Source organism: Collimonas sp. GW821-FHT07E08 (assembly GCF_059418905.1).
Genome location: NZ_JBWKQR010000013.1, coordinates 1 through 21683 on the forward strand (window position 1 = coordinate 1; position 21683 = coordinate 21683).

General features: G+C 60.0%; 24 protein-coding genes. 6 read left to right on the forward strand and 18 right to left on the reverse strand.

The window, feature by feature from the left end:
• Window positions 1–315 precede the first annotated feature (315 nt).
• The 4 genes from AC07RZ_RS17350 to AC07RZ_RS17365 all read left to right on the forward strand — a co-directional run bounded on the left by AC07RZ_RS17350 (window position 316) and on the right by AC07RZ_RS17365 (window position 3970).
• Window positions 316–864 carry a DUF3304 domain-containing protein gene (locus tag AC07RZ_RS17350; protein ID WP_494668873.1) on the forward strand — a complete coding sequence of 183 codons (549 nt, stop codon included), beginning with the start codon at window positions 316–318 and terminating at the stop codon, window positions 862–864.
• 123 nt (window positions 865–987) lie between these two features.
• Window positions 988–1512, forward strand: coding sequence for a DUF3304 domain-containing protein (locus AC07RZ_RS17355; protein WP_494668874.1), 525 nt, complete (start codon window positions 988–990; stop codon window positions 1510–1512).
• Window positions 1513–1655: 143 nt separating this feature from the next.
• Window positions 1656–2201 (forward strand): DUF3304 domain-containing protein, encoded by a 546-nt coding sequence (locus tag AC07RZ_RS17360; RefSeq protein ID WP_494668875.1) that lies wholly within the window; start codon window positions 1656–1658, stop codon window positions 2199–2201.
• A 2-nt stretch (window positions 2202–2203) separates the two neighbouring features.
• A complete protein-coding gene (locus tag AC07RZ_RS17365) occupies window positions 2204–3970 on the forward strand; it encodes a T6SS phospholipase effector Tle1-like catalytic domain-containing protein (protein WP_494668876.1) in 1767 nt (588 codons plus the stop codon).
• Here AC07RZ_RS17365 and AC07RZ_RS17370 read toward each other — a convergent pair whose 3' ends face one another.
• From AC07RZ_RS17370 to AC07RZ_RS17435, 14 genes are all read right to left on the reverse strand, one after another.
• On the reverse strand, window positions 3971–4537 hold the full coding sequence (locus AC07RZ_RS17370; protein ID WP_494668877.1) for an RBBP9/YdeN family alpha/beta hydrolase: 567 nt from the start codon (window positions 4535–4537) through the stop codon (window positions 3971–3973).
• A 2-nt stretch (window positions 4538–4539) separates the two neighbouring features.
• Window positions 4540–5439, reverse strand: a complete 900-nt coding sequence (locus AC07RZ_RS17375; RefSeq protein WP_494668878.1) for an EAL domain-containing protein — start codon at window positions 5437–5439, stop codon at window positions 4540–4542.
• A 40-nt stretch (window positions 5440–5479) separates the two neighbouring features.
• Window positions 5480–5695, reverse strand: a complete 216-nt coding sequence (locus tag AC07RZ_RS17380; protein ID WP_014007003.1) for a TOBE domain-containing protein — start codon at window positions 5693–5695, stop codon at window positions 5480–5482.
• A 51-nt stretch (window positions 5696–5746) separates the two neighbouring features.
• Window positions 5747–5962, reverse strand: a complete 216-nt coding sequence (locus AC07RZ_RS17385; protein ID WP_014007004.1) for a TOBE domain-containing protein — start codon at window positions 5960–5962, stop codon at window positions 5747–5749.
• Between the two features lie 59 nt (window positions 5963–6021).
• A complete protein-coding gene (locus AC07RZ_RS17390) occupies window positions 6022–6858 on the reverse strand; it encodes an ATP-binding cassette domain-containing protein (protein WP_494668879.1) in 837 nt (278 codons plus the stop codon).
• Window positions 6859–6892: 34 nt separating this feature from the next.
• Window positions 6893–7735 (reverse strand): aliphatic sulfonate ABC transporter permease SsuC, encoded by an 843-nt coding sequence (ssuC, locus tag AC07RZ_RS17395; RefSeq protein ID WP_494668880.1) that lies wholly within the window; start codon window positions 7733–7735, stop codon window positions 6893–6895.
• 10 nt (window positions 7736–7745) lie between these two features.
• Window positions 7746–8894 carry an FMNH2-dependent alkanesulfonate monooxygenase gene (ssuD, locus tag AC07RZ_RS17400; RefSeq protein ID WP_494668881.1) on the reverse strand — a complete coding sequence of 383 codons (1149 nt, stop codon included), beginning with the start codon at window positions 8892–8894 and terminating at the stop codon, window positions 7746–7748.
• Window positions 8895–8918: 24 nt separating this feature from the next.
• Complete coding sequence (locus AC07RZ_RS17405; RefSeq protein ID WP_494668882.1) at window positions 8919–9929, reverse strand: sulfonate ABC transporter substrate-binding protein; 1011 nt, start codon at window positions 9927–9929, stop codon at window positions 8919–8921.
• 10 nt (window positions 9930–9939) lie between these two features.
• Window positions 9940–10950, reverse strand: coding sequence for a sulfonate ABC transporter substrate-binding protein (locus tag AC07RZ_RS17410; protein WP_494668883.1), 1011 nt, complete (start codon window positions 10948–10950; stop codon window positions 9940–9942).
• A 116-nt stretch (window positions 10951–11066) separates the two neighbouring features.
• Complete coding sequence (gene ssuE, locus AC07RZ_RS17415; RefSeq protein WP_494668884.1) at window positions 11067–11657, reverse strand: NADPH-dependent FMN reductase; 591 nt, start codon at window positions 11655–11657, stop codon at window positions 11067–11069.
• A 61-nt stretch (window positions 11658–11718) separates the two neighbouring features.
• Window positions 11719–12735, reverse strand: a complete 1017-nt coding sequence (locus AC07RZ_RS17420; RefSeq protein ID WP_092398273.1) for a sulfate ABC transporter substrate-binding protein — start codon at window positions 12733–12735, stop codon at window positions 11719–11721.
• Window positions 12736–12968: 233 nt separating this feature from the next.
• Window positions 12969–14123 (reverse strand): MFS transporter, encoded by a 1155-nt coding sequence (locus AC07RZ_RS17425; protein ID WP_494668885.1) that lies wholly within the window; start codon window positions 14121–14123, stop codon window positions 12969–12971.
• A complete protein-coding gene (locus AC07RZ_RS17430; protein ID WP_144741092.1) occupies window positions 14120–14914 on the reverse strand; it encodes a DeoR/GlpR family DNA-binding transcription regulator in 795 nt (264 codons plus the stop codon). Before AC07RZ_RS17430 ends, AC07RZ_RS17425 begins: the two co-directional genes overlap by 4 nt.
• 88 nt (window positions 14915–15002) lie before the next feature.
• Complete coding sequence (locus tag AC07RZ_RS17435) at window positions 15003–15434, reverse strand: diacylglycerol kinase (protein WP_144741095.1); 432 nt, start codon at window positions 15432–15434, stop codon at window positions 15003–15005.
• Window positions 15435–15662: 228 nt separating this feature from the next.
• Here AC07RZ_RS17435 and AC07RZ_RS17440 point away from each other — a divergent pair, with 228 nt between their 5' ends.
• Entirely contained in the window at window positions 15663–16448 is a 786-nt protein-coding gene (locus tag AC07RZ_RS17440; RefSeq protein WP_494668886.1) for an IclR family transcriptional regulator, read from the forward strand.
• 106 nt (window positions 16449–16554) lie between these two features.
• Here AC07RZ_RS17440 and pbpG read toward each other — a convergent pair whose 3' ends face one another.
• Complete coding sequence (gene pbpG / locus AC07RZ_RS17445) at window positions 16555–17706, reverse strand: D-alanyl-D-alanine endopeptidase (RefSeq protein ID WP_494668887.1); 1152 nt, start codon at window positions 17704–17706, stop codon at window positions 16555–16557.
• A 167-nt stretch (window positions 17707–17873) separates the two neighbouring features.
• Entirely contained in the window at window positions 17874–18641 is a 768-nt protein-coding gene (locus tag AC07RZ_RS17450; RefSeq protein ID WP_494668888.1) for a class I SAM-dependent methyltransferase, read from the reverse strand.
• 113 nt (window positions 18642–18754) lie between these two features.
• Between AC07RZ_RS17450 and AC07RZ_RS17455 the strand changes: the two genes are divergently transcribed.
• The gene (locus AC07RZ_RS17455) at window positions 18755–19537 is read left to right on the forward strand and encodes a helix-turn-helix transcriptional regulator (RefSeq protein ID WP_494668889.1); all 783 of its coding nucleotides are present in this window, start codon (window positions 18755–18757) and stop codon (window positions 19535–19537) included.
• A 6-nt stretch (window positions 19538–19543) separates the two neighbouring features.
• On the opposite strand, the gene AC07RZ_RS17460 is transcribed toward AC07RZ_RS17455, so the two are convergent.
• Both AC07RZ_RS17460 and AC07RZ_RS17465 read right to left on the reverse strand, forming a co-directional pair.
• The gene (locus tag AC07RZ_RS17460; RefSeq protein ID WP_494668890.1) at window positions 19544–20443 is read right to left on the reverse strand and encodes a DMT family transporter; all 900 of its coding nucleotides are present in this window, start codon (window positions 20441–20443) and stop codon (window positions 19544–19546) included.
• A 3-nt stretch (window positions 20444–20446) separates the two neighbouring features.
• Window positions 20447–21382, reverse strand: coding sequence for a histone deacetylase family protein (locus AC07RZ_RS17465; protein ID WP_494668891.1), 936 nt, complete (start codon window positions 21380–21382; stop codon window positions 20447–20449).
• Window positions 21383–21683: the final 301 nt, after the last annotated feature.

The window sequence follows — 21683 nt, forward strand, 5'->3', positions numbered from 1 at the left end:
TCGCGGTGGCGCAGTCGTTTGTGGTGAGCGGGTCGGTGCGTAATGCGGTGGTTGAGAAGATTGGTGCATTTGCCTGATTCAGGCAAATCCAAATGCGCAAAAGGAGCTTCGGCTCCTTTTTTTATGCGCGGATGCTTTATCGATTCATTCAGGCCATGGCTTGCCGGTGGCAGCCTCTGAAATACTCATCACTGTTATGTTACTTAAATAACATTAAATGTTCATTTGATAATATTATTTCCCTGTGCCAGAATTCCCCGCACCAAAACCAAGTGCAGGGGAAGTTTATGGAAAATCACCACCAAGGGAAATTAGATGACGAATAATTTCTTTAAATCTGCATTATTGCGATGGTTGCTGCCGTCACTCCTGGCATTGCTGTTAAGCGCCTGTGCTGGTGCGGGATCAAACCGATTGGTAGCGGAAGGAAAGATTGCCACCTCGATTTCGTCTGTATCGCATTACGGCAAAGGGATTGGCATTGGCAACTTCTATGTCAATGGTAGCTGGGGCGGAGTCCAGTATAACGGTTGGGGTGGTGGTGGAAAAACGGTGTGCTGCGTAAGTCTGCCGTACAAGACCAGCATCCCCACCATGGTGACCGTGAAATGGGAAACCTATCGCACGGCGGTTACTGAGAAACGCTGGCATGAAGCTACCGTACCGCTACATATATCAGAAGCGAAACCAGGAACAGGTTATGGCGCGGTTGTGCATTTCCTACCTGGTCATAAAGTCGAAATTTGGATCGCAGATGAAGGAATTGGAAGCCCCAACTATCCCGGGCCAGCTTATCCGCGCGGCCCGGCCCCAAATTATATTCCTCTCCCCGACGAAAAACCTGAACCGGCACAGGGGAAATAAACATGGCGAATGCAAAATCCGGCCTTGAGTAGGCCGAAATAATCTGTCCACGCCCGTTGCCGACGGATTGCGGAAAACATTGCGACTTCAATTTGAGTGTCGGTATTTTTTAAGGGAAATCAGATGACGAATAATTTCTTTAAATCTGCATTATTGCGTTGGTTGTTGCCGGCACTCCTGGCATTGCTGTTAAGCGCTTGTGCTGGTGCGGGATCAAACCGATTGGTGGCGGAAGGAAAGATTGCCACCTCCGTTTCGGCAGTGTCGCACTATGGCAAGGGTATCGGAATTGGAGACTTCTATATCAACGGTAAATGGGGCGGAGTTTTATATGATGGTTGGGGTGGCGGAGGTGCGACGGTGTGTTGCGTGACCATGCCGAGTGCTACCAACGTGCCCACCATGGTGACGGTGAAATGGGAGACCTATCGTACGGGGGGCACAGAGGAGCGATGGCATGAGGCGACTGTTCCGGTCAATTTTGCCGTCCCAGTAGGAAAGAGCTCCGGTATGTATGTCCATTTTCTGCCCGGGCATCGAGTTGAGATTTGGGTAACTAGGCAGTATCCGGAATCAACAGAATATCCTGGACCTCCCTACCCCCGCCCTCCCGCTCCGGATTATGTTCCTCTCTCCGACGAAATCTGAACCGGCCAAGGGGAAATAAACATGACGAATGCAAAGTCCTGCATCGAGCCTGCCCAAGTAGTCTCTCCATGTGCGTTGCCAATGGATTGCGAAAAACATTGTGATTTCAATTTAAACACTAGCATTTTTTCAAGGAAAACCAGGTGAAAAACAGTTTCTCTAAATTTGCGTTATTGCGTTGGTTGTTGCCAGCACTCCTGGCATTGATGTTAAGCGCCTGTGCTGGCGCCGGTTCAAACCGGTTGGTGGCAGAAGAGAAGATTGGCACCACCATTTCGTCTGTGTCGCATTACGGCAAAGGGATAGGTATTGGTAACTTCTATGTCAACGGCAGCTGGGGTGGCGTGCAGTATAACGGTTGGGGCGGTGGTGGAAAGACGGTGTGCTGCGTAAGTCTGTCACGGCCGACCAGCACTCCCACCATGGTGACCGTGAAATGGGAAACCTATCGCACGAGAGTCGCTGAGAAACGCTGGCATGAGGCTACCGTGCCAGTGCATTTTGCTGTTCCCCCAGGGGATGGCTATGGTTTGAAAGTTCATTTCTTGCCGGGACATCAAGTCGAAGTATGGTATGCGCGTGCCGGGGTAGCGAATCCTGACTACCCTGGCCCCTCGTATCCGCGCGGGCCTGCTCCTGACTATGTGCCACTCCCCGATGAAAAACCTGAACCGGCACAGGGGAAATAAACATGGCGAATGCAAAATCCGGCCTTGAACAGGCCGAAGTAGTCTGTCCACGCGCGTTGCCGATGGACTGTGGAACATATTGCGACTTCAATTTGAGTATCGGCATTTTTTTTGATGGTACCGACAACAATATGGAACGCGATACCCCATCCCTTTCCCAAAGCAATATTGCTCGCTTATTTTCGGCATACCGAGATGAATGGCAGGAAGGTTTTTTTTCACACTACATTCCGGGTGTCGCGACACCGTTTGAAGAACTCGGCACCGATGGCGAAGACATACGAGAAGCAGCGGCCGGCAAGGGCGGTGAGCCGCGCATCATATGGGGACTGCTTCAAGTCCTGAATTCGGTACATAGTTTTGTGAATCGTGATGATCCAATGTTTGATGATAAGCAAATGAAAGCTTTGTGCAGCGATCACTGGGTAAAGCCTGAAGATCGACGTGAATGGCCAATACCCATTCCGTCCGAGGAAGACCAGATACTCAAAGCGCTCGGTTTAAAATCCGGTCTGGTCGATTACGAAAAGACGCGAGAGGACTTCTTGAAACAATGTGCCCTCAAGCTGAGCATCCAGCTCAAGGCGCCGAAGACCTTGCCGCGACTGGCGGGAATTTATCTCGATGTATTCGGATTTTCCCGTGGCGCAGCCCAGGCGCGCGTGTTCACCAATTGGCTGCATCAATATTTCCTGATTGACGGTAAACTGTTTGGTATTCCCGCCTATGTCCGTATGCTGGGCCTCATGGATACGGTTGCGTCGGTGGGCGTTACCAATGCAAACAATGGTGAGGGTCACTGGGACTGGGCTACGGTGGAGAATTTGCGCATTCATCCGGAGGTCAGGAACTGCGTTCATTACGTGGCCCTGCATGAGTTTCGCACTGTCTTCCCCCTCGATAGCACATGTCAAGGCGATGTCTTGCCATCAAATTGTTACGAACATTATTATCCCGGCGCACATGCCGATGTCGGCGGCGGCTATGCCCCCGGCGCTCAAGGCAAGGCGGTACGAATCGTTGATGGCGTGCCGGTCCCGGACGATAGCAAAAAGCTGTCGCAACTCCCACTCAACGATATGTATCAGGCCGCAAGAAAAGCCTGTGAATATCATTCCGCCGGTCAGCCATGGCTAGAGGTGACGCCGGAGTCCGAGACTGACGAGAATCCATTGATTGCACAATTCGCGCTGGATCCCGAAGTCCGCAAGGCGGTAGCCGGCTATTTCACCAACTGCCGCATCGTCAAGGATCTCCCCATTGATCGGCAATTACGTGCGCACGGCTTGATGTATTTGGCCTGGCGCCACATGGTAAATACGGCTGAAGGTTTTGAGCGCCTGTATAGCGTGAGGTATGCACAGGCAGCTGGAATCATTAAATACCGCGACAATTTGGGCAATATGAAAGAGCGAAATAGCCTGTTCTATTATCGAAAGGGGCAAGAAGTGTTCGCCAAGCAGATCGAGCTGGTATCTCGATATCTTCCCATTGTTGATCCAGAGGACCGGTCTGCGCGGCATAACTATAATAAAAATGTCACTGAGATTTATAACGTGATCCAGACGATCAAAGTGCCTCCTGAGGTGGGCGCATTTTACGATGAGATGGTGCATGATTCCTATGCCGGTTTCATCGAAAAATTAGGCGGCGAATTTTTGCGCAAGCAGGTTGAATTTGAAGGTTACCTGCGCTATCGGGCCGTCTATCTCGGCAATCGGACACGGGAAAATTCCATGCATGTCGCTCCCGAAGCGCGCCGCGCTTGACTAGCGGGCAGCCGCGGGCCGCGCTTCCTGCGGACGCTCGGCCGACATCGCCACCAGCCGCTGCAGCAAGGACTGGCCGTACAGCCAGTCCCCCAGGTTGGATTCGGCGTTGATGTGCCCGAGCGCGCCGGCGTCGATGTATTCGGCGCCCCAGGTTTTCGCCCAATGGCGCGCGCGCCGGCTTTCCATCCATGGGTCGTTCAGGCTGCCGACCACGATCGCCGGCACCGGCAGGCGGCCGTTGACGGCCGCGCCGACATCGAACTTGTCGGGATCGGCCGGCGCTACCAGCAACGCACCGGCCAGGTTGGGAACTTCGTTCAAGGCGCTGTGCACCGTGGTCAGGCAGCCGAAACTGTGCGCTATCGCCAGCGCCGGCTGTTCCGATTTCAGCAGCTGCTGCCGCAAACGCTCCGACCAGACTTCCAGCACCGGCGCATCCCAGCTGGCTTGCTCGACGCGCTCGAAACTGGGGTACAGCCGCTGCCAGCGCGATTGCCAGTGCTGCGGGCCGCTGTTGTACAGCCCGGGCACCACCAGCACGCGGAACGATGACAGCGTCGCCATGATCAACTTCCTCCAGTATCGAGTTCCGCCGTAGAGAGGCCGTCCTGCAGCGTGCCGGGCGCCGTGAATGCATGCAGCGCGGCTTGCGGCAAGTCCCACAGAAAACCTTGCGCATGCAGAGGCAGCGCGGCAATCCTCGCCAGCTGCTGCAGCACTTCCAGGTCGCGCGCCTTTTCCAGCCGCTTGAAAATCACCTGGATCCCGCGCTTGGCGCAGTCTTCCAGCAGGCGCGTGGCCTGCTCGTCGTGCGCGACGCCGCGCGCATCGATCTTGATCACATCCGGCCGCACCCGTTCCAGCAGGCTTGCCGCCTGCGCCACGTCGTCGGCATTCACCGCCAGCCGGAAATGATTGCGCCGGTAATTGTCCAGCACATAGTTTAGCAGCCAGCCCTGGTTTTCGGTAATGGTCGGCAGCTGCAGCACGATCCGCTCGTGCGGCAGGCCGAGCAGCGTCAGGATCCGCCGGAACGCCATGCCGTGGTTGCTGTCGACCGCCGCCAGCAGGCGCGCATGCACGCTCAGGTAGAGATCGCCCGCGGTGGCTTCTGCCTGGCGGTAGAAATTGATTGAATGCAGCATGCGGCACAGGCGGTCGAGTTCGATCGATTCGTCGTCGCTGGCCGCATGGTCCAGCAGTTTCCACAGGTACAGGCCGTTGTCGCTGGCCGAATAGCTGTGGGCAAAACCTTCATGGCCGACGATGGCGCCCTTGCCTGTCCCAGCCTCGATCCGGCGCAAAGGCTGGAATACGCTGGTCAGGGTGGTGTTGAAATAACGCCCCTGGGCGCGCCCGTCGCCGTCCAGCCAGACCCGGCAATCGCTGCGGGCAGCGTCGCGGGCCGGGTCATCCCTGGCGCCGTTCAGGCGGGCCAGATACTGTTCCAGGGCGGGAAAGGACATGTGCTTACCTCGATGTGGTCGATACAAGAAAGGATGGCAATCAGATCTTGGCGATCGATACTTCGGTAGCCTTCACCAGCGCCACCACTTCGGTACCGATCACCAGGCCCAGGTCCTTGACCGAACGGGTGGTGATCACCGAAGTGACGATGCCGGCCGGCGTCTCGACGTCGACTTCCGAGACGACCGTGCCTTCGATGATGGCCTTGATCTTGCCCTTGAACTGGTTGCGTACATTGATGGCTTGGATAGTCATGATATTTTCCTGAACAGATACGATTGGATGGGATTTTCCAGCGGTAAAAAATTACAGCTTGGCGAGCGATACTTCGGTAGCTTTCACCAGCGCCACCACTTCAGATCCGACCACCAGGCCGAGGTCGCGCACGGAACGGGTGGTGATGACCGAGGAAACGATGCCCGAAGGCGTTTCGATATCGAGCGCGGATAACACGTCATCCTCGGTAATGCTGTGGATCTTGCCGCGGAACTGGTTGCGGACGTTAATTGCCTGGATACTCATTGGTTCTCCTTTGGTAATGCGGCTGCTTCAAAAAAATGCGTCAAAAATTGCGTCAGACATCAGATGGCCCAGCCGACCTGGCTTACCGTACGCTGCAGCGAAACATCGCCTAGCGCCGAATCAAGCTGTGCCGCGGGGTGTTTCAATACGCGCGCCAGTATCCGTTCTTCCAGCTGCGCAAAAGCCAGGTTGCCGCGTGCGCGCGGACGCGGCAGGCTGATCCGTTCGTCCAGCGTGATGTCGCCGTCTTCGATCAGCAGCACGCGGTCCGCCAGCGCAATCGCCTCCTGCACGTCATGCGTCACCAGCACGGCGGTAAATCCGCGTTCCTTCCACAGCGATTCGATCAGCTGCTGCATCTCGATGCGGGTCAAGGCGTCCAGCGCACCGAGCGGCTCATCCAGCAGCAGCAGTTCGGGGTCGTGCACCAGCGCCCGCGCCAGCGCTACCCGCTGCCGCTGGCCGCCGGACAATACCGCCGGCCATTCATCGGCCCGGTCTTCCAGGCCGACCTGCGCCAGTGCTTTGGCCGAAGCCAGCGAGGCTTTCGGCAAGCCGAGGCCGACATTGCCGAGCACCCGCTTCCACGGCAGCAGCCGGGAATCCTGGAACATGATGCGGATTTCCGCCTTCTCGCCGTGCGCACCGAAGCCGATGCTGCCGCCGCTGGCCTGCTCCAGCCCGGCGATCAGCCGCAGCAGGGTGCTCTTGCCGCAACCGCTGCGGCCGACAACCGCGACGAATTCACCGGCGGCCACTTCGACATCGAGCGTCTTCAGCACTTCCCGCCCGGCGTACGACTTCGACACCGAGCGCACCCGGATGCCGACGCCGCGGCCGGCGCCAAGCTGGCCCGCGGCTTTTACTTCGGCATTTTCGACTGGATCATTCTGCATCGCGTTTCCACCTTGATTAACTTGTACTGCACACTTATTGATAACCGGGATGCCAGCGCAGCCAGTAACGTTCCAGCACACGCGCCAGGATATCGGCCAGCTTGCCCAGCAAGGCATACAGCAGGATGCCTACCAGCACCACATCGGTCTGCAGGAATTCGCGCGCATTCATGGTCATGTAACCGATCCCGGCCTGCGCCGAGATGGTCTCGGCGACGATCAGCAAGACCCACACCAGGCCCAGCGCAAAACGCACGCCGACCAGTATCGACGGCAAGGCTCCCGGCAGGATCACATCGCGGTACAAGGGCCAGCCGGACAAGCCGTAGCTCCTGGCCATTTCGATCAAGCCTTTGTCGACCGAGCGGATGCCATGGAAAGTGTTCAGGTACACCGGGAAAAATACCCCGATCGACACCAGGAACAGTTTCGACGACTCATCGATGCCGAACCACAGGATCACCAGCGGGATCAGGGCCAGCGCCGGGATGTTGCGGATCATCTGGATGCTGGTGTCGAGCAAAGTTTCCGCCCGCTTGAAAGTCCCGGTCAGCAAACCCAGCAGCAGGCCCAGGCCGCCGCCCACGGCAAAACCTGAAATCGCGCGCCAGGCGCTGACCCGCACATGTGTCCACAGTTCACCGGACAGCGTCAGCGACCACGCCGCGCGCGCCACCGCCCACGGCTCAGGCAAGATCCGGCTCGACAGCCAGCCCACCTTGGCAGCAAATTCCCAGCCCAGGATCAGGGCCGCCGGCAGCAGCCAGGGCAGCAGGCGTTCTTGCCAGATGCGCGCAGCCTGAAGCTTGCGGACCTTCCCTGTTTTACCGGCTTGCGGCCGCGCAGCTGCGGTTGCCGCGCTACTGATTGCACTCATGTCGCCTCCATCAACTTTGCGTTGCCTTCGGCAGCAGGCCGTTGGCGATCACTTCGCCGAACGGCCCGGTCAGTGCTTGCTCGCCAGAGGCGGCGCGGCCCTTGCCCAGCAAAGGAAAAACCAGTTCGGCAAAACGATAGGATTCTTCCAGGTGCGGATAACCGGAGAGGATGAATGTATCTATGCCCAATGCCGCATATTCCTGCATCCGTTCCGCCACGGTTTCCGGATCGCCCACCAGCGCGGTGCCGGCGCCGCCGCGCACCAGGCCGACCCCGGCCCACAGGTTGGGCGACACTTCCAGCTTGTCGCGGCGGCCGCCGTGCAAGGCCGCCATGCGCCGCTGCCCTTCCGAATCCATCTTGGAAAATGCTGCCTGGGCCCGGGCGATCACGTCGTCGTCGACATGGCTGATCAGTTCCTCGGCCGCAGCCCATGCGGCCTGGCTGGTTTCGCGCACGATCACGTGCAGCCGGATCCCGAAACGGACGGTGCGGCCATGCCTGGCGGCGCGGGCGCGGATGTCGGCAATCTTTTCAGCGACCGCTGCCGGCGGTTCGCCCCAGGTCAGGTAGACATCGACCTGCTCCGCCGCCAGCGCATGCGCCGGCTCCGAAGAACCGCCGAAATATAAAGGCGGATACGGCTTCTGCACCGGCGGGTACAGTGTCTTCGCGCCTTTGACCTTGATGTGCTTGCCGATGAAGTTGTAGCCGGCGTCGCCGCCTTCGCCAGACAAGGCGCCGCGCCAGACCTTCAGGAATTCAGAGGAAATTTCATAACGCTCGGCATGGTCGGCGGACAAGCCGTCCGCTTCCAGCTCGGCCTGGTCGCCGCCGGTGACCACGTTGATCAGCAGGCGGCCGTTCGACAGCCGGTCGAAAGTCGAGGCCATGCGGATCGCCAGGCCAGGCGTGCTCAGGCCGGGCCGGATCGCCACCAGGAATTTCAGGCGCTGGGTGAAACCAAGCAAGCTCGATGCTACTACCCAGGCGTCTTCGCAAGAGCGTCCGGTCGGCAGCAGCACACCGTCGTAACCGAGGGTGTCGGCCGCCACCGCGATCTGCTTCATGTAATCGAAGTTGACCGGGCGCGCACCTTGGGAGGTGCCGAGATAACGGCTGTCGCCGTGGGTAGGAATAAACCAGAAAACGTTCATGACTGCTTCCGTATATGTATGTGTTTACCGCTGCGCCAGCGGCGCGTTCTTGGGATGCCAGACGATATCGGCCACCTTGACCGCGCGCGGAATCAGGCCCAGTTCCTTGAAGCTGTCCGCCACCCGCTGCTGGTCGGCCACCAGGGCCGGGCTGAGCACGGCGGTCGGCGACGGATCGGGACGGCGGCGCAGGAACAGATGCACCGTCGCCAGGTTCAGGCCGCTGACGTCGGCAATCAGCTGCGCTACCTCCTTGCGGTTTTGCTGCACGTAGCGGTCGGCCTTGGTCAGTTCATCCAGCAGGCTCAGTATCGTGCCGGGATAGTTTTCGGTAAAACCGCGCGCCGCCAGGTAGAACGAATTATTGTTCGACAGGCCGCTGCCGGTGCTCAGGACGCGCGGCTTGAAACTCAGTTCGGCGGCGCCGTAATACGGATCCCAGATCACCCAGGCGTCGACGCTGCCGCGTTCAAACGCAGCGCGGGCATCGGCCGGCGCCAGGTAGACCGGCTGGATGTCGGTCCAGGCCAGGCCGGCTTTCCTGACGGCCCGCACCAGCAGGAATTGCGCGCTGGAACCCTTTTGCAAAGCGATGCGTTTGCCCTTCAAATCCGCCAGCGTCTTGATGTCCGACGCGGGCTGCACCAGCAACGCCGAGCTCTCCGGCTTCGGCGGCTCGGCGCCGACGTACAGCAGATCCTTGTTGGCCGCCTGCGCAAATACCGGTGGGCCGTCCCCGGTCAGGCCGAAATCCAGGCTGCCGGCGGACAGGGCTTCCAGCAGCTGCGGACCGGCGGGAAATTCGAGCCAGACGATCTTGCTGTTCTTGAAGCGCTGTTCCAGCGTGCCGCGCTGTTTCAGCACCACCAGGTTGACCGCGCTTTTCTGGAAGCCGATGCGTATCTGCTCGGGCTCCCTGGCTGCCGGCTGCGCCTGGATCAGCGGCGACGCAAGCAGCAGCGCGGCCAGCAGCGGCAGCGCCATTGCGCGGCGGATTTTCTGCAGGGAGCGGCGGCAAAACAAAGAGATAGACATGTGTCAGGCCTCAGGATTTGTCTGCCAATTTGGCAGGCGATATGGTGGCCGGCAATACAGCGTCGCGCGTCGAAATCTTCTTGGGAATCAGTTTCAACGCATAGAAGGTGTCGGCGATCTTCTGCTGCTCGTCCAGCACCTTGCTGTCAACCGGCTTGTAGATGTGCGCGTAATGCTTGAGGCCGGTTTCGATCACGTCCGGCTCCAGTCCCTGGATCGGCGCCAGCTGGGTGGCCGCTTCCTTGTAGTTGGTCCGTATCCACTGCCCTTCCTTGCCGGCTTCTTCCAGGATCGCATTGACTACCGCCTGGTTCTTTTCCGCATATTTGCGCGCGCTCAGGAAGAACTGGTGGTGGCTGACGACGCCGCTGCCGCTCGCCAGCACCCGCGCATCGATCTGCTTGATCGCCGCCGTCTGGAACGGATCCCAGATCGCCCAGCCGTCGACCGCGCCGCGTTCAAAGGCAGCGCGGGCATCGGCCGGCGCCAGGTAGATCGGCTGGAAATCGCTGTAGGCGACGCCGCCCTTCTTCAACAGGCTGATGACCAGCCAGTGCACGTCAGAACCTTTGTTGAAGGCGATTTTCTTGCCCTTCAATTGCGCCAGCGAAGTGATCGGCGAATTCTTCGGCACCAGGATGCTTTCCGCTTCCGGCGTCGGGATCTCATAGGCGCTGTACACGAAATCGGCGCCGGCGGCCTGCGCCACGATCGGCGGCGCTTCGCCGACATAACCGAAGTCGACCGAGCCGACGTTCAAGGCTTCCAGCAATTGCGGGCCGGCGGCAAATTCCGCCCATTTGACCTCGATGCCCTGCGCTGCCAGGCGCTTTTCCAAAGTGCCGTGGGCTTTCAGCAGCACCAGGGTGCTGGCGGCTTTCTGGTAACCGATGCGCAGCACCTGCTTGTCCTGCGCCTGCGCCGGTTGCGGCAAGCCCGTCGCGAACGCGCCGGCGGCGATTGCGGAGAGCAGCGCCAGCACGTGGCGCCTTGTGTGTTTGTTGCTGGTCGAGACTGTCATTGCTTGCTTCCTGTTTTTTTAGACAAAACGCTCCCCCCCGCCAGTCAAGGCGGATTTTTTACAGAACGCTGGGCGGGGTGTGTTGTCCTAGTTAGCTGATTCGGCCGGATTTTCTGCTACACGCTACATCGCACCTGCGAAAACGGAATCGGATCGAAATGGCTGGCGCCGGTTTTACGCAGCGCCAGCAAGCTGTCCGACAACTGCTGCACGCCTTCGCTGATGCGCTGGAAGATGGCCTGGTCCAGGCTCAATCCTTCTTGCTCTGACCATTGCACCTGCGCTTCGGTCGCATAGATGCTGGGCAGTACATGGCGCGCCGCCAGCGACGACAATACCGGGCGCAAGGCGTAATCCAGCGCCAGCATGTGCGACTGGCTGCCGCCGGTGGCCAGCGGCAGCACCAGCTTGTCGGTCAGGCCGAACTGCGGCAGCAGGTCGAGGAACGCTTTCAGCACGCCGCTGTACGAGGCCTTGTAGACCGGCGTCGCCACTACCACCGCGGTAGCTTGCGCTACCTGCTCCAGCGCAGCCTGGATCGCCGCGTGGCTGAAATCGGCCCGCAGCAGTGCATCGCCCGGCAGGTCGCGCACGTCGAGCTTGCTGTAGCGATGCCCCAGCAACGCCAGTTTTTCACCTGTGTAATGCAATAAACGGGTAGAGCGCGAAGGCGCCGACGGGCTGCCGGCCAATAACAAAATAGTCATTTGTAGCAATCTAGAAACCGCCCCGCCAGGCAGGGCAGTTGATTCATTCCGGTCAGCCTGTTTATTTCACGCCAGGCTGATAAATCTTGTCGAACACGCCGCCGTCGCTGAAGTGGACCTTCTGCGCATTTTTCCAGCCGCCGAAAGTGTCGTCGATGGTGAACAGGCTCAGCTTCGGAAACTTGCCGGCGTACTTGGCGGCGACTTTAGGATCGATAGGACGGTAATAATTGTGGGCGGCGATTTCCTGGCCTTCCGGCGAGTACAGGTACTCCAGGTAGGCTTGCGCAATCTTGCGCGTGCCGCGCTTGTCGACCACCTTGTCGACCACCGCCACCGGCGGTTCGGCCAGGATGCTCAGGGACGGAAACACCGTATCGAACTTGCCTTTGCCGAATTCCGCCTCCACCAGGTAGGCTTCGTTTTCCCACGACAGCAGCACATCGCCTACGCCGCGTTCGGCGAAGGTGACGGTCGAACCGCGCGCGCCGGAATCGAGCACCGGTACGTTCTTGTACAGGCGCGAGATGAAATCGCGCGCCTTGGCGTCGTCGTTATTGTTCTTCTTCAGCGCATAACCGTATGCGGCCAGGTAGGCCCAGCGCGCGCCGCCGGAAGTTTTCGGATTGGCCACCACGACCGATACGCCAGGCTTGACCAGGTCATCCCAGTCCTTGATGCCCTTCGGATTGCCTTTGCGCACCAGCAGCACGATGGTCGATGTATACGGCGTGCTGTTATGCGGCAAGCGCTTTTGCCAGTCGGCCGGCAGCAGCTTGGCTTTTTCTGAAATCTCGTCGATATCGTAGGCCAGCGCCAGGGTCACCACGTCGGCTTCCAGGCCGTCGATCACCGAGCGCCCCTGTTTGCCGGAGCCGCCATGCGACGCCTTCAGGGTGAGGTTGTCGCCGGTCTTGTCTTTCCAGTACTTGGCAAAAGCCTTGTTGTACTCCTGGTACAGCTCGCGTGTCGGATCGTAAGAAACATTGAGCAGCGAAAAATCAGCCGCATGGACAATCTGCGCACCCTGGGCTACCAAGGCGATGGCGATGACCGACCTGACTATTTTCTTGAACATGTTCTGCTTCCCTTGTTTGTAGATGTTTTTTGTTTTGAGGAATACAGATTAATGAGGCGGCCTGGAAAACAAAACGAATTCTTTCTTCTCTCCTTATGCAAAAAACAGATATGTATGGACTGGCCAGCCGAATAAAGGGGACGCTTATTCCCGCTGAATTAGCATATAGCTTTGCAAGCTGTGAGGAATCGCGTTGCCGCGCGGCGCGACGGCAGCTGCCTTGGCCGCCGCTCTCAGCGCGACCTGCCCGCAGTCCCGCTAGCCACGCCAAGATACGCGCTGGAGGCTACCAGCAGCAATGCGCAGCCCAGTCCGCCGAAGGCAATGCTCAGGCTGCTGGCGTGCGCCACAAAGCCGATCAGCGCGGGGCCGGCCAGGATGCCGGCGTAACCGATGGTGGTGATGGCGGCAATCGCCAGGCTGGCCGGCATCGCCGGCTGGCTACCGGCCGCGGTAAACAGGATAGGCACGATATTGGATGCGCCCAGCCCGATCAAGACAAAACCGAGCAAGGCCATGCTGGCAGTCGGCGCAAACACCGCCACGAAAAAACCGACGGCAGCGCACAGGCCGCCCAGCAGCAATACGCGCTTGCCGCCAAAACGCTTGACGATGCGGTCGCCGCTGAGGCGGCCGCTGGTCATGGCGATGGCAAAAGCGGCATAACCGAGTCCGCCCTGGCGGGGGTCCAGGCCGCGGCTGGCGGTCAGGAACAGCGCGCTCCAGTCGAGGATCGCGCCCTCCACCAGGAATACGATAAAACACAGCACGCCGATAAAGATCACCGCGCCATGCGGCAGCACGAACAAGCTTCCGCGCTCGCCCGGTTCCGGCTCGCGCAACAGGTGCGGACCGGCCGCCGCCAGCGCCAGCGCCACCACCAGCGCCGCCGCCAGGCTGGCCCACGCCGGGCTCAAGCCGCTCCACAGCAGCAGCGCCATGCCGCCGGCGCCGAGGAATCCGCCCACGCTGAACAGCCCGTGGAAGCCGGACATGAGGGCGTCGCCGCTGGCTTTTTCCACCATTACGGCGTGTATGTTCATTGCCACATCGAGGGTGCCTATGGCTGCGCCGAAGATGAACAAGGTAAGCGCCAGCTGCGGCGCGCTGGCCGCCAGCGGCAGGCAAGGCAGCGCCAGGCAAGCCAGGCCGCCGGCCGCCAGGACCACGCGCCGGCAGCCGAGGCGCGCCGCCAGCACGCCGGTCAGCGGCATGGCCAGCAAGGAGCCGACACCCAGGCACAGCAGCAGCAAACCAAGCTCGGCTTCTTGCAGCCCGAGCCGCGCTTTGACATACGGCACCAGCGGCGCCCAGGCCGCCATGGCCAGGCCTGCGCTAAGGAAGGCCAGGCGGGTAGCGAGGCGCTGCTTGGGACCGATATGGTTCATGGCTGGGCTTTCAGGTAGTCAGCGTCGGCATACAGCAGTTGCACGCCTTGCCGGGCAAACTCGCCGGCCTGGCTGCTGTCGGTGTCGGATTCGAGCACCAGGTGGGTAAGGTGGGCGGCAGGCAGCACCGCATAAGTCGCGGCAGTACCGAATTTTTCGCTGGTGGCGGCCACCAGCACTGCTTTGCTGACGGCAGCCAGGCTGCGCTTGAATTCGGCTTCTTCGTAGTTAAAGCAGGTGACGCCGGCGGTGGCGTCGACCCCGCAGCCGCCCAGGAAAAAAATGTCGGGCCGCATGCGCTCGGCGTCGCGCAGCGCGGCCGCGCCCAGGTTGGCGCCGCTGCGGCGGTCGACCCGGCCGCCGATCATGATCAGTTCAATCGCCGGCCGTTCTTGCAGCGCCAGCGCGACTGCAGCGGCATTGGTGACGACCGTCAGCGGCAGCTCCGGCAATGCCGCGGCAATCTCCAGGTTGGTCGAACCGGCGTCGATGAACAGCACGTTGCCGGCCGTCACCAGCGACACCGCCGCCCGCGCCAGCTGCGCTTTGCGCTCCGGCGCCTGGGCCCGCCGTTCAGCCAGCGGCCCCGGCGCGGGAGGCAGCGGCAGCGCTCCGCCGTATACGCGGGTGCACAAACCGGCGGCGGCGAGGTCGCGCAGGTCGCGCCGGATGGTGTCTTCCGAGACGTTAAGCTGCTGCGCCAGGTCCAGCGCCAGCACCCGGCCGTCAGCCAGCAGGCGTTGCCGGATGAATGCGTGGCGCTCTTTGAGAAGTAGGTTGGTCGTGTTCATATCGCCCATATCATGCACAAACAAGTGTAAATATACACAAACGTGCAAACGTGGGCAACAGAAAACCGAAAAGCTTTCTTTGCGGGATTTAGCCTTGGGACAGGACGGGATACAGGATCACCGCCCAGGTGGCGACCGCCAGCACGCAGGTCAGCAGCACTGCGGCGCTGCCGAAATCCTTGGCGTTCTTGGAGAGCGGATTGCGCTCCAGCGAGACCCGGTCCACCACCGCTTCGATCGCCGAATTGATCAGCTCGATGATGATGATCCAGACCAGCACCGCGATCAGCAGCAGTTTCTGCAGCGCCGTCACCGGCAGCAGCAAGGCGACGATGATGCCGGGAACGACGATCATCAGCTCCTGGCGGAATGCATGTTCGTTTTTCCAGGCCGACTTGAAACCTTCCGCCGAATAGAAGAAAGCTGAAAAAATCCTCTTGAATCCGCTGGTGCTCTTGAATTCGCTGATCGGCTGCTGCGGCGCGTCTTGCGACCGCGATGATTGCTTGTTTTCGCTCATGCTGTGCTGGATCTGATGGCAAGCCAGTGCGGTACTAGGCTCGCTGTGATGGAAACGCCGGTTTGCGTTAGCGAATTTTAACAGCCTTGCTGCGCTGCACGCTAAATGCTTTTTCGCCGCGCGCCGCCAGCGCGCCGGCTCGTGAATGCACTCTAATCGACGACAATAACGAAGCACAACTTTTCACATTATGATATAAACATTCCATTGCAATGCACCATTACTCCAATGAAACCAGCCACTACCGACGACGCCGACAAGATTTCGATCCAGGTCATAGAGCGCATGATTTCACTGCTCGATACGCTGGCGCTCTACCCTGATCCGGTAAGCCTGAAAGAACTATCGGCCGTCACCGGCTTGCATCCGTCGACCGCGCACCGGATCCTCAACGACCTGGTGGTGAAGCGTTTTGTCGACCGCTCCGAGCCGGGCAGCTATCGCCTTGGCATGCGCCTGCTGGAACTCGGCAATGTCGTCAAGAGCCGCCTCAACGTGCGCGAAGCAGCGCTTGATTTCATGCGCGGCCTGCATCGCAAGACCAACCAGACGGTCAACCTGTCGGTGCGCCAGAGCGATGAAATCGTCTATATCGACCGGGCGTTTTCCGAACGCTCGGGCATGCAGGTGGTGCGCGCCATCGGCGGCCGGGCGCCGCTGCACCTGACATCCACCGGCAAGCTGTTCCTGTCCATCGACGATCCGAAAATGGTGCGCGCCTACGCCACCCGCACCGGGCTGGCAGGACACAACAAGAATTCCATCACCGACCTCAGCAAGCTGGAGCGCGAATTGAGCCTGGTGCGCGCGCTCGGTTATGCGCGCGACAATGAAGAGCTGGAGCTTGGCGTGCGCTGCATGGCGGCCGGCATCCGCGACGATTCCGGCAAGATGGTGGCCGGCCTGTCGATCTCGGCGCCGGCCGATCGCCTGCAGGAAGAATGGGTGGAGGACCTGATCAGCACCGCGAACCAGATTTCCGCGGTGCTCGGATACACCTCGCAGCAGCCGTAACCGCCCAGGCAAGGCATAAAAAAAAACAGAGTTTATTCGCAATGAATAAACTCTGTTTTTTTTATGCCGGATGATAATCCGGTCTGGTCTACGTCCCGGGTAAACCCTAGGTCTGGCCGTCGGCGATCTTTACTCGCGTCAGGGCGGCAGGATGCGCGTCGGCGAGCCACCTGCGGACCCGGTCGGCATCTGCCTGGCGCGAATACTTGCCGCGCGAATCGAGGAACACCATCACGAACTGGCGGCCGTCGATCGTGGTCTGCATGACCATGCAGCGGCCTGCTTCGTTGATGTATCCGGTCTTTTGCAAACCAATCTGCCATTCAGGATTTTCGACCAGGTGGTTCGATGTCGAGTATTGCAGCGGCCGCCCGCCCGGCTCCACTACATATTTGGAATCGGTCGAATACTGGCGGATCAACGGATGCTGGTAGGCAGCCATGACCAGGCGCGACAGGTCACGGGCGCTGGCGACATTCAGGTGCGACAGGCCGGTCGAATCGACATAGTGGGTTTCGGTCATGCCCAGGGCTTTTGCCTTGGCGTTCATGGCGAGCACGAAAGCGGGCAAGCCGCCAGGATAGGAGCGGCCGAGCGCGGATGCGGCGCGGTTCTCGGAACTCATCAAGGCGATGTGCAGCATGTCGGCGCGCGTCAGCTGCGAACCGATGCGCAAGCGCGAGCCGCTGTGCTTTTCGCGATCGATGTCGTCATCGGTCACGGTCAGCACTTCGTTCATGTCCTGTTTCGACTCCACCACCACCATGCTGGTCATCAGCTTGGTCAGCGACGCGATCGGCAATGCAATCTGGGAATTTTTATCCAGCAGCACTTCCGAACTGTTCTGGTCCAGCACCAGCGCCACGCTCGATTTCAGTTCGAGCGGATCGCGCGTCAGGTTCAGTCCGGCCTGCTCGCCGGCAGACAAGACCGGCGGCAAAGCCGGCACTGCAGGCGCGAATGCGATGCGCTGGTAAGTGACTTTGCGACGGCCATGGACCATCACTACTTTCTTCACCAGCTTTTCATTTTTATTGAACGATGCCGTATCGCTCCGGCCGCGCGCCGCGATCACGGCATGTTTTCTGGAACCGGATCTGGCTACCGCTTTTTTGCCGGTAGAAGCAGCTGTAGCCGCTGGTTTTTTAGCGGCTTTTTTTGCAGTGCTGTGTTTAGTTTGGGCTGAAGCAAGAGCAACGGGCGCGTTCGCGAGCACGAGGAATAGTGACAAAAAAACAATTAACGCGGATTTGCCCATTTGCGGCTCCAATATGCGGCGATCTATAACTTTGTGGAAGTGTAGGCAAATATCTAAGAAATCGCAAGAGAATTAGAGGGTTAGCGCACTAAATTAAACGACTTTCGATGTCTGGACCAGAATTTGCGAGATAGATTTTACCGTAACTCCTGATCCAGACATTCTGACTATTTGTAACATTCAAGCTGCACGACGTCTATCGAAAACGAGTAGTCGGCCTGCAGCTCAAAATAAGCCGCCACTTCCGACGGCGCGCTGTCCCACAACGACTTGATCGCCGCCACCCGTTCCGGCGGCGTACGCATCCGCGCCACCCAGGTATCGAACTGCAAGGGCAGCTTCCAGCTGTTGTCCGCGGCCGGACGCAATCCGGCTTCGGCCAGCAACCGGCGCCAGCCCGCCACGCTGCGATTGCGCACGTGCGAGGTGTCGCGCAGCAATTCGATCGACTGGAAATAGGTGTCGCTCAACACGTCCTCCGGTGCAGCGGTATCGATCACAATGCATGTGCCGCCCGGTTTCAGCACCCGCGCCATTTCAGCCAGCGCTTCTGGCAGCCTGGTCCAATGATGCGCGCTAAAGCGCGTACACACCAGCTCAAATGAAGCATCGGCAAACGGCAGGCGGTCGGCGCTGCCTTGCTGTACGTGAAGATTTTTCAAGCCGCGCTCGGCGGCAGCCTGCTGCACGACGTCCAGCATTTCGGCAGCCAGGTCGTAGGCGATCACTACCCCGGTATGCGGCGCAATCGCGAACGCGGCATGCCCTGCTCCGCAGCCGACGTCGAGCGCCTTGCCTTGCGGGAATTTGCCGGCGTAGGCTACCAGCTGCTGCAAGTCCGCGCCCTGGGCGTGGACGGTGCTGGTCAGGTAGGCGGCAGCGGTGCTGCCGAATTGTTCGGAAACTACTTTGTCGTGGTTGCGTGCTGCGGTCATCGGTTTTCTCCTCGGGAATAGGCCATGTCGTTTCAGGCAGGATCCAGTCTAATTATTTTTTATCCTGTTACAAGACTAGTGCTTATACTAGTACTACGAATAACAGGATAAACATGGACCAGACCGGCAAACGCAAAGCACTGGGCGAATTCATCAAGACCCAGCGCACCCAGCTCCCGACCGCGGCGCTCAGGCTGGGCGGCAGCACGCGCCGCCGCACCCCCGGCTTGCGGCGCGAAGAAGTGGCCCAGCTGTGCGATATCAGCGTCACCTGGTATACCTGGATAGAACAAGGGCGCACCGTGTCGGTGTCGGCGCCGGCGCTGGCACGGATCGCCGAAGCGTTGCAGCTGTCGCGCGCCAAGCGCGCTTATCTGTTTGAACTGTCGGGCAAAAAAGATCCGCAGGCGCAGGACGCGCTGGCCCAGGAAATCCCGGCTGAAATACTGGCCGTCACCGGCGCCATCAAGACCCCCGCCTACCTGCTGGACCGCCACTGGAATGCGATCGCCTGGAACCGCGCCGCCAAGACACTGTTCGTCGGCTGGCTGGATAAAAAAAGCGCCAGCAGGAACCTGCTCGAATACACCTACTGCTCCCCGGAAGCCGCGCAACTCATCAGCGACTGGCAACAACGGGCCAGCCGGCTGGCTGCGGAATTCCGGGCCGATTGCGGCATGTACCTGGACGAACCGGAGATTGTCCAGCTGGTGGCGCGCCTGAGCGCCGCCAGCAGCGCGTTCAAACGCGCCTGGAACCTGCATGACGTAGTGGAAAAGGAAGGCGGCGAACGCCGCTTCAGCCATCCGGCCCTGGGCCAGCTGTCGTACCGGCAAGTCAACCTGCGGGTGGCCAACCGGCCGGAACTCAAGCTGGTGATGCTGCTGCCGGTTTGAACCCGCTTATTTTTTCATGACGAAGACCACGCCCAGTATTGCCACCGCCATGCCGACGATGCCGAGCAGGTTGAATACTTCGCCAAACATCAGCCAGGCCATCAGCGCGGTGGTCGGCGGCGTCAGGTAAAGCAGGCTGGTGACGCGGGTTGCCGCGCTTTTGCGTATCAGCGCGAACAGCAGGAAGATCGCGCCGATCGACAAGGCCAGTATCGACCACAGCAAAGCGCCGATGAAGCGCGGCGTCCATTGCACCGTATCCAGGCTTGGCCCCAGGTGTTCGTAGAAAACCGCGAACGGCAGCAGCACCGCGATCGAGGCGGCGAACTGGATGATGGTGCCGGTGCGCAAATCGAAATGCGGACACTTGCGTTTCTGGTACAAGGTGCCGAGCGTGATCGAAACCAAAGCCAGCAGGCACAGCGAGATGCTTTGCCAGGAAAGGCCGATCAGGCTGACCTTGGCGGCGACCACCAGCCCGACTCCGCAAATGCCAAGCAATAATCCCAGCCATTGGCGCGGCCGCACCGATTCGCCGATCAAGGGCGCGGCGAACGCAGTCAGGATCGGCTGCATGCCGACGATCAGCGCCGACACGCCGGCCGGCATGCCCAGCTTGATGGCGCACCAGACGCCGGCCAGGTAACCGCCCTGCAGCAAGATCCCCGCTATCGCGATATGCCGGACCTGGCCTGCCGGCCAAGGGGCGCGCATCAGCAGCACCAAAGGCAGCAGGACCAGCAGCACGCCGGCGAAGCGCAGCAGCAGGAAGGTCAGCGGCGGCGCATACGGCAAGCCGAACTTGGCCACCACGAAGCCGGTGCTCCAGAGCAGCACGAATACCATGGGCATGGCCGCCAGCAGGCGATGGGCTGGCGGCGCGGTGGAAAGGCTGGCTGAATGCATGGATTATCCGGGTGAGGTAGGCGGCTGGACGGCGCCTTGCCGGCGCGCGAACTGTGCTGCGAGCGAGATAGTTTGCAGGTGGATCGCTACCGTGTCTTGTATATTCTTGCCATACCCGCCCGCCATCGCGATCGCTACCGGTATCGCATGGCGGCCGGCAGTCTCCAGCAGCATGGCGTCGCGCCGGGCGAGGCCGTCGAAACTCAGCTTCAGGCGCCCCAGCCGGTCGCCTTCATGCGGATCGGCGCCGGCCAGGAAAATGATCAGCTGCGGCGAGAAGCGTCCCAGCATGGTCACCAGCGCCTCCTGCAGCGCGCTCAGGTAAGCCTGGTCGCCGGTGCCGTCCGCCAGCGCCACGTCGAGGTCGCTGTTTTCCTTATCGAACGGATAATTGCGGGCGCCGTGCAGCGACAGGGTGAAAATCGAATCGTCCTTGGCCAGGATTGAGGCCGTGCCGTTGCCCTGGTGGACATCGAGGTCGACGATGGCGACCCGCTGCACCCGGCGCTCCGCCTGCATCAGCCGGGCCGCAATCGCCGCATCGTTGAAGACGCAAAAACCGGCGCCCTGGTCGGCAAACGCGTGGTGGGTGCCGCCTGCCAGGTTGACCGCGATCCGCCCGGCATCGGTCAGCGCGGCGCGGCAAGCGGCGATGGTGGCGCCGGCGGAACGCCGCGAACGCTCCACCATCTGCGGCGTCCATGGAAAACCGATGGCTTTTTGCACACTCTCCGGCAAAGTGCCGGCGCTGACCGCACTGATATAGCGCGGATGGTGGGCCAGGGCCAGCACGCCGTCGCTGGTGGTCGGCGCCTCATGGAAATCGATATCGCCGACGGCCGCCAGCGCAGCTTCGTGGATAAGCCGGTATTTCTGCATGGGGAAACGATGTCCGGCTGGCAGGGGCAGTACGAAATGGTCGCTGTAGAAGACTTTCAAGATAGACGGCGCGGATCCGGTAAAACGGTCAGTCTACCATCGGCTGGCAGCCGCGGTAGAGTGTTCGAAACAACAACAAATAATGCGCTAATAAATTGATTTCATAAGCTTTTTTCAAATCGATATAAACAATATATTGCAGCGCACAAAAAATCTCTTGACACGGATTCAGAATAATTTAAAATGAAATTGTTGCGTCGCACAATGCTCATCGAGACCACTGGCAGGCGCAATCAACGGCTAGATCTTAGCCACCCTTGAATTGCCCTATCGCCCTTTTCGTTTTTATAGCATCGAATCT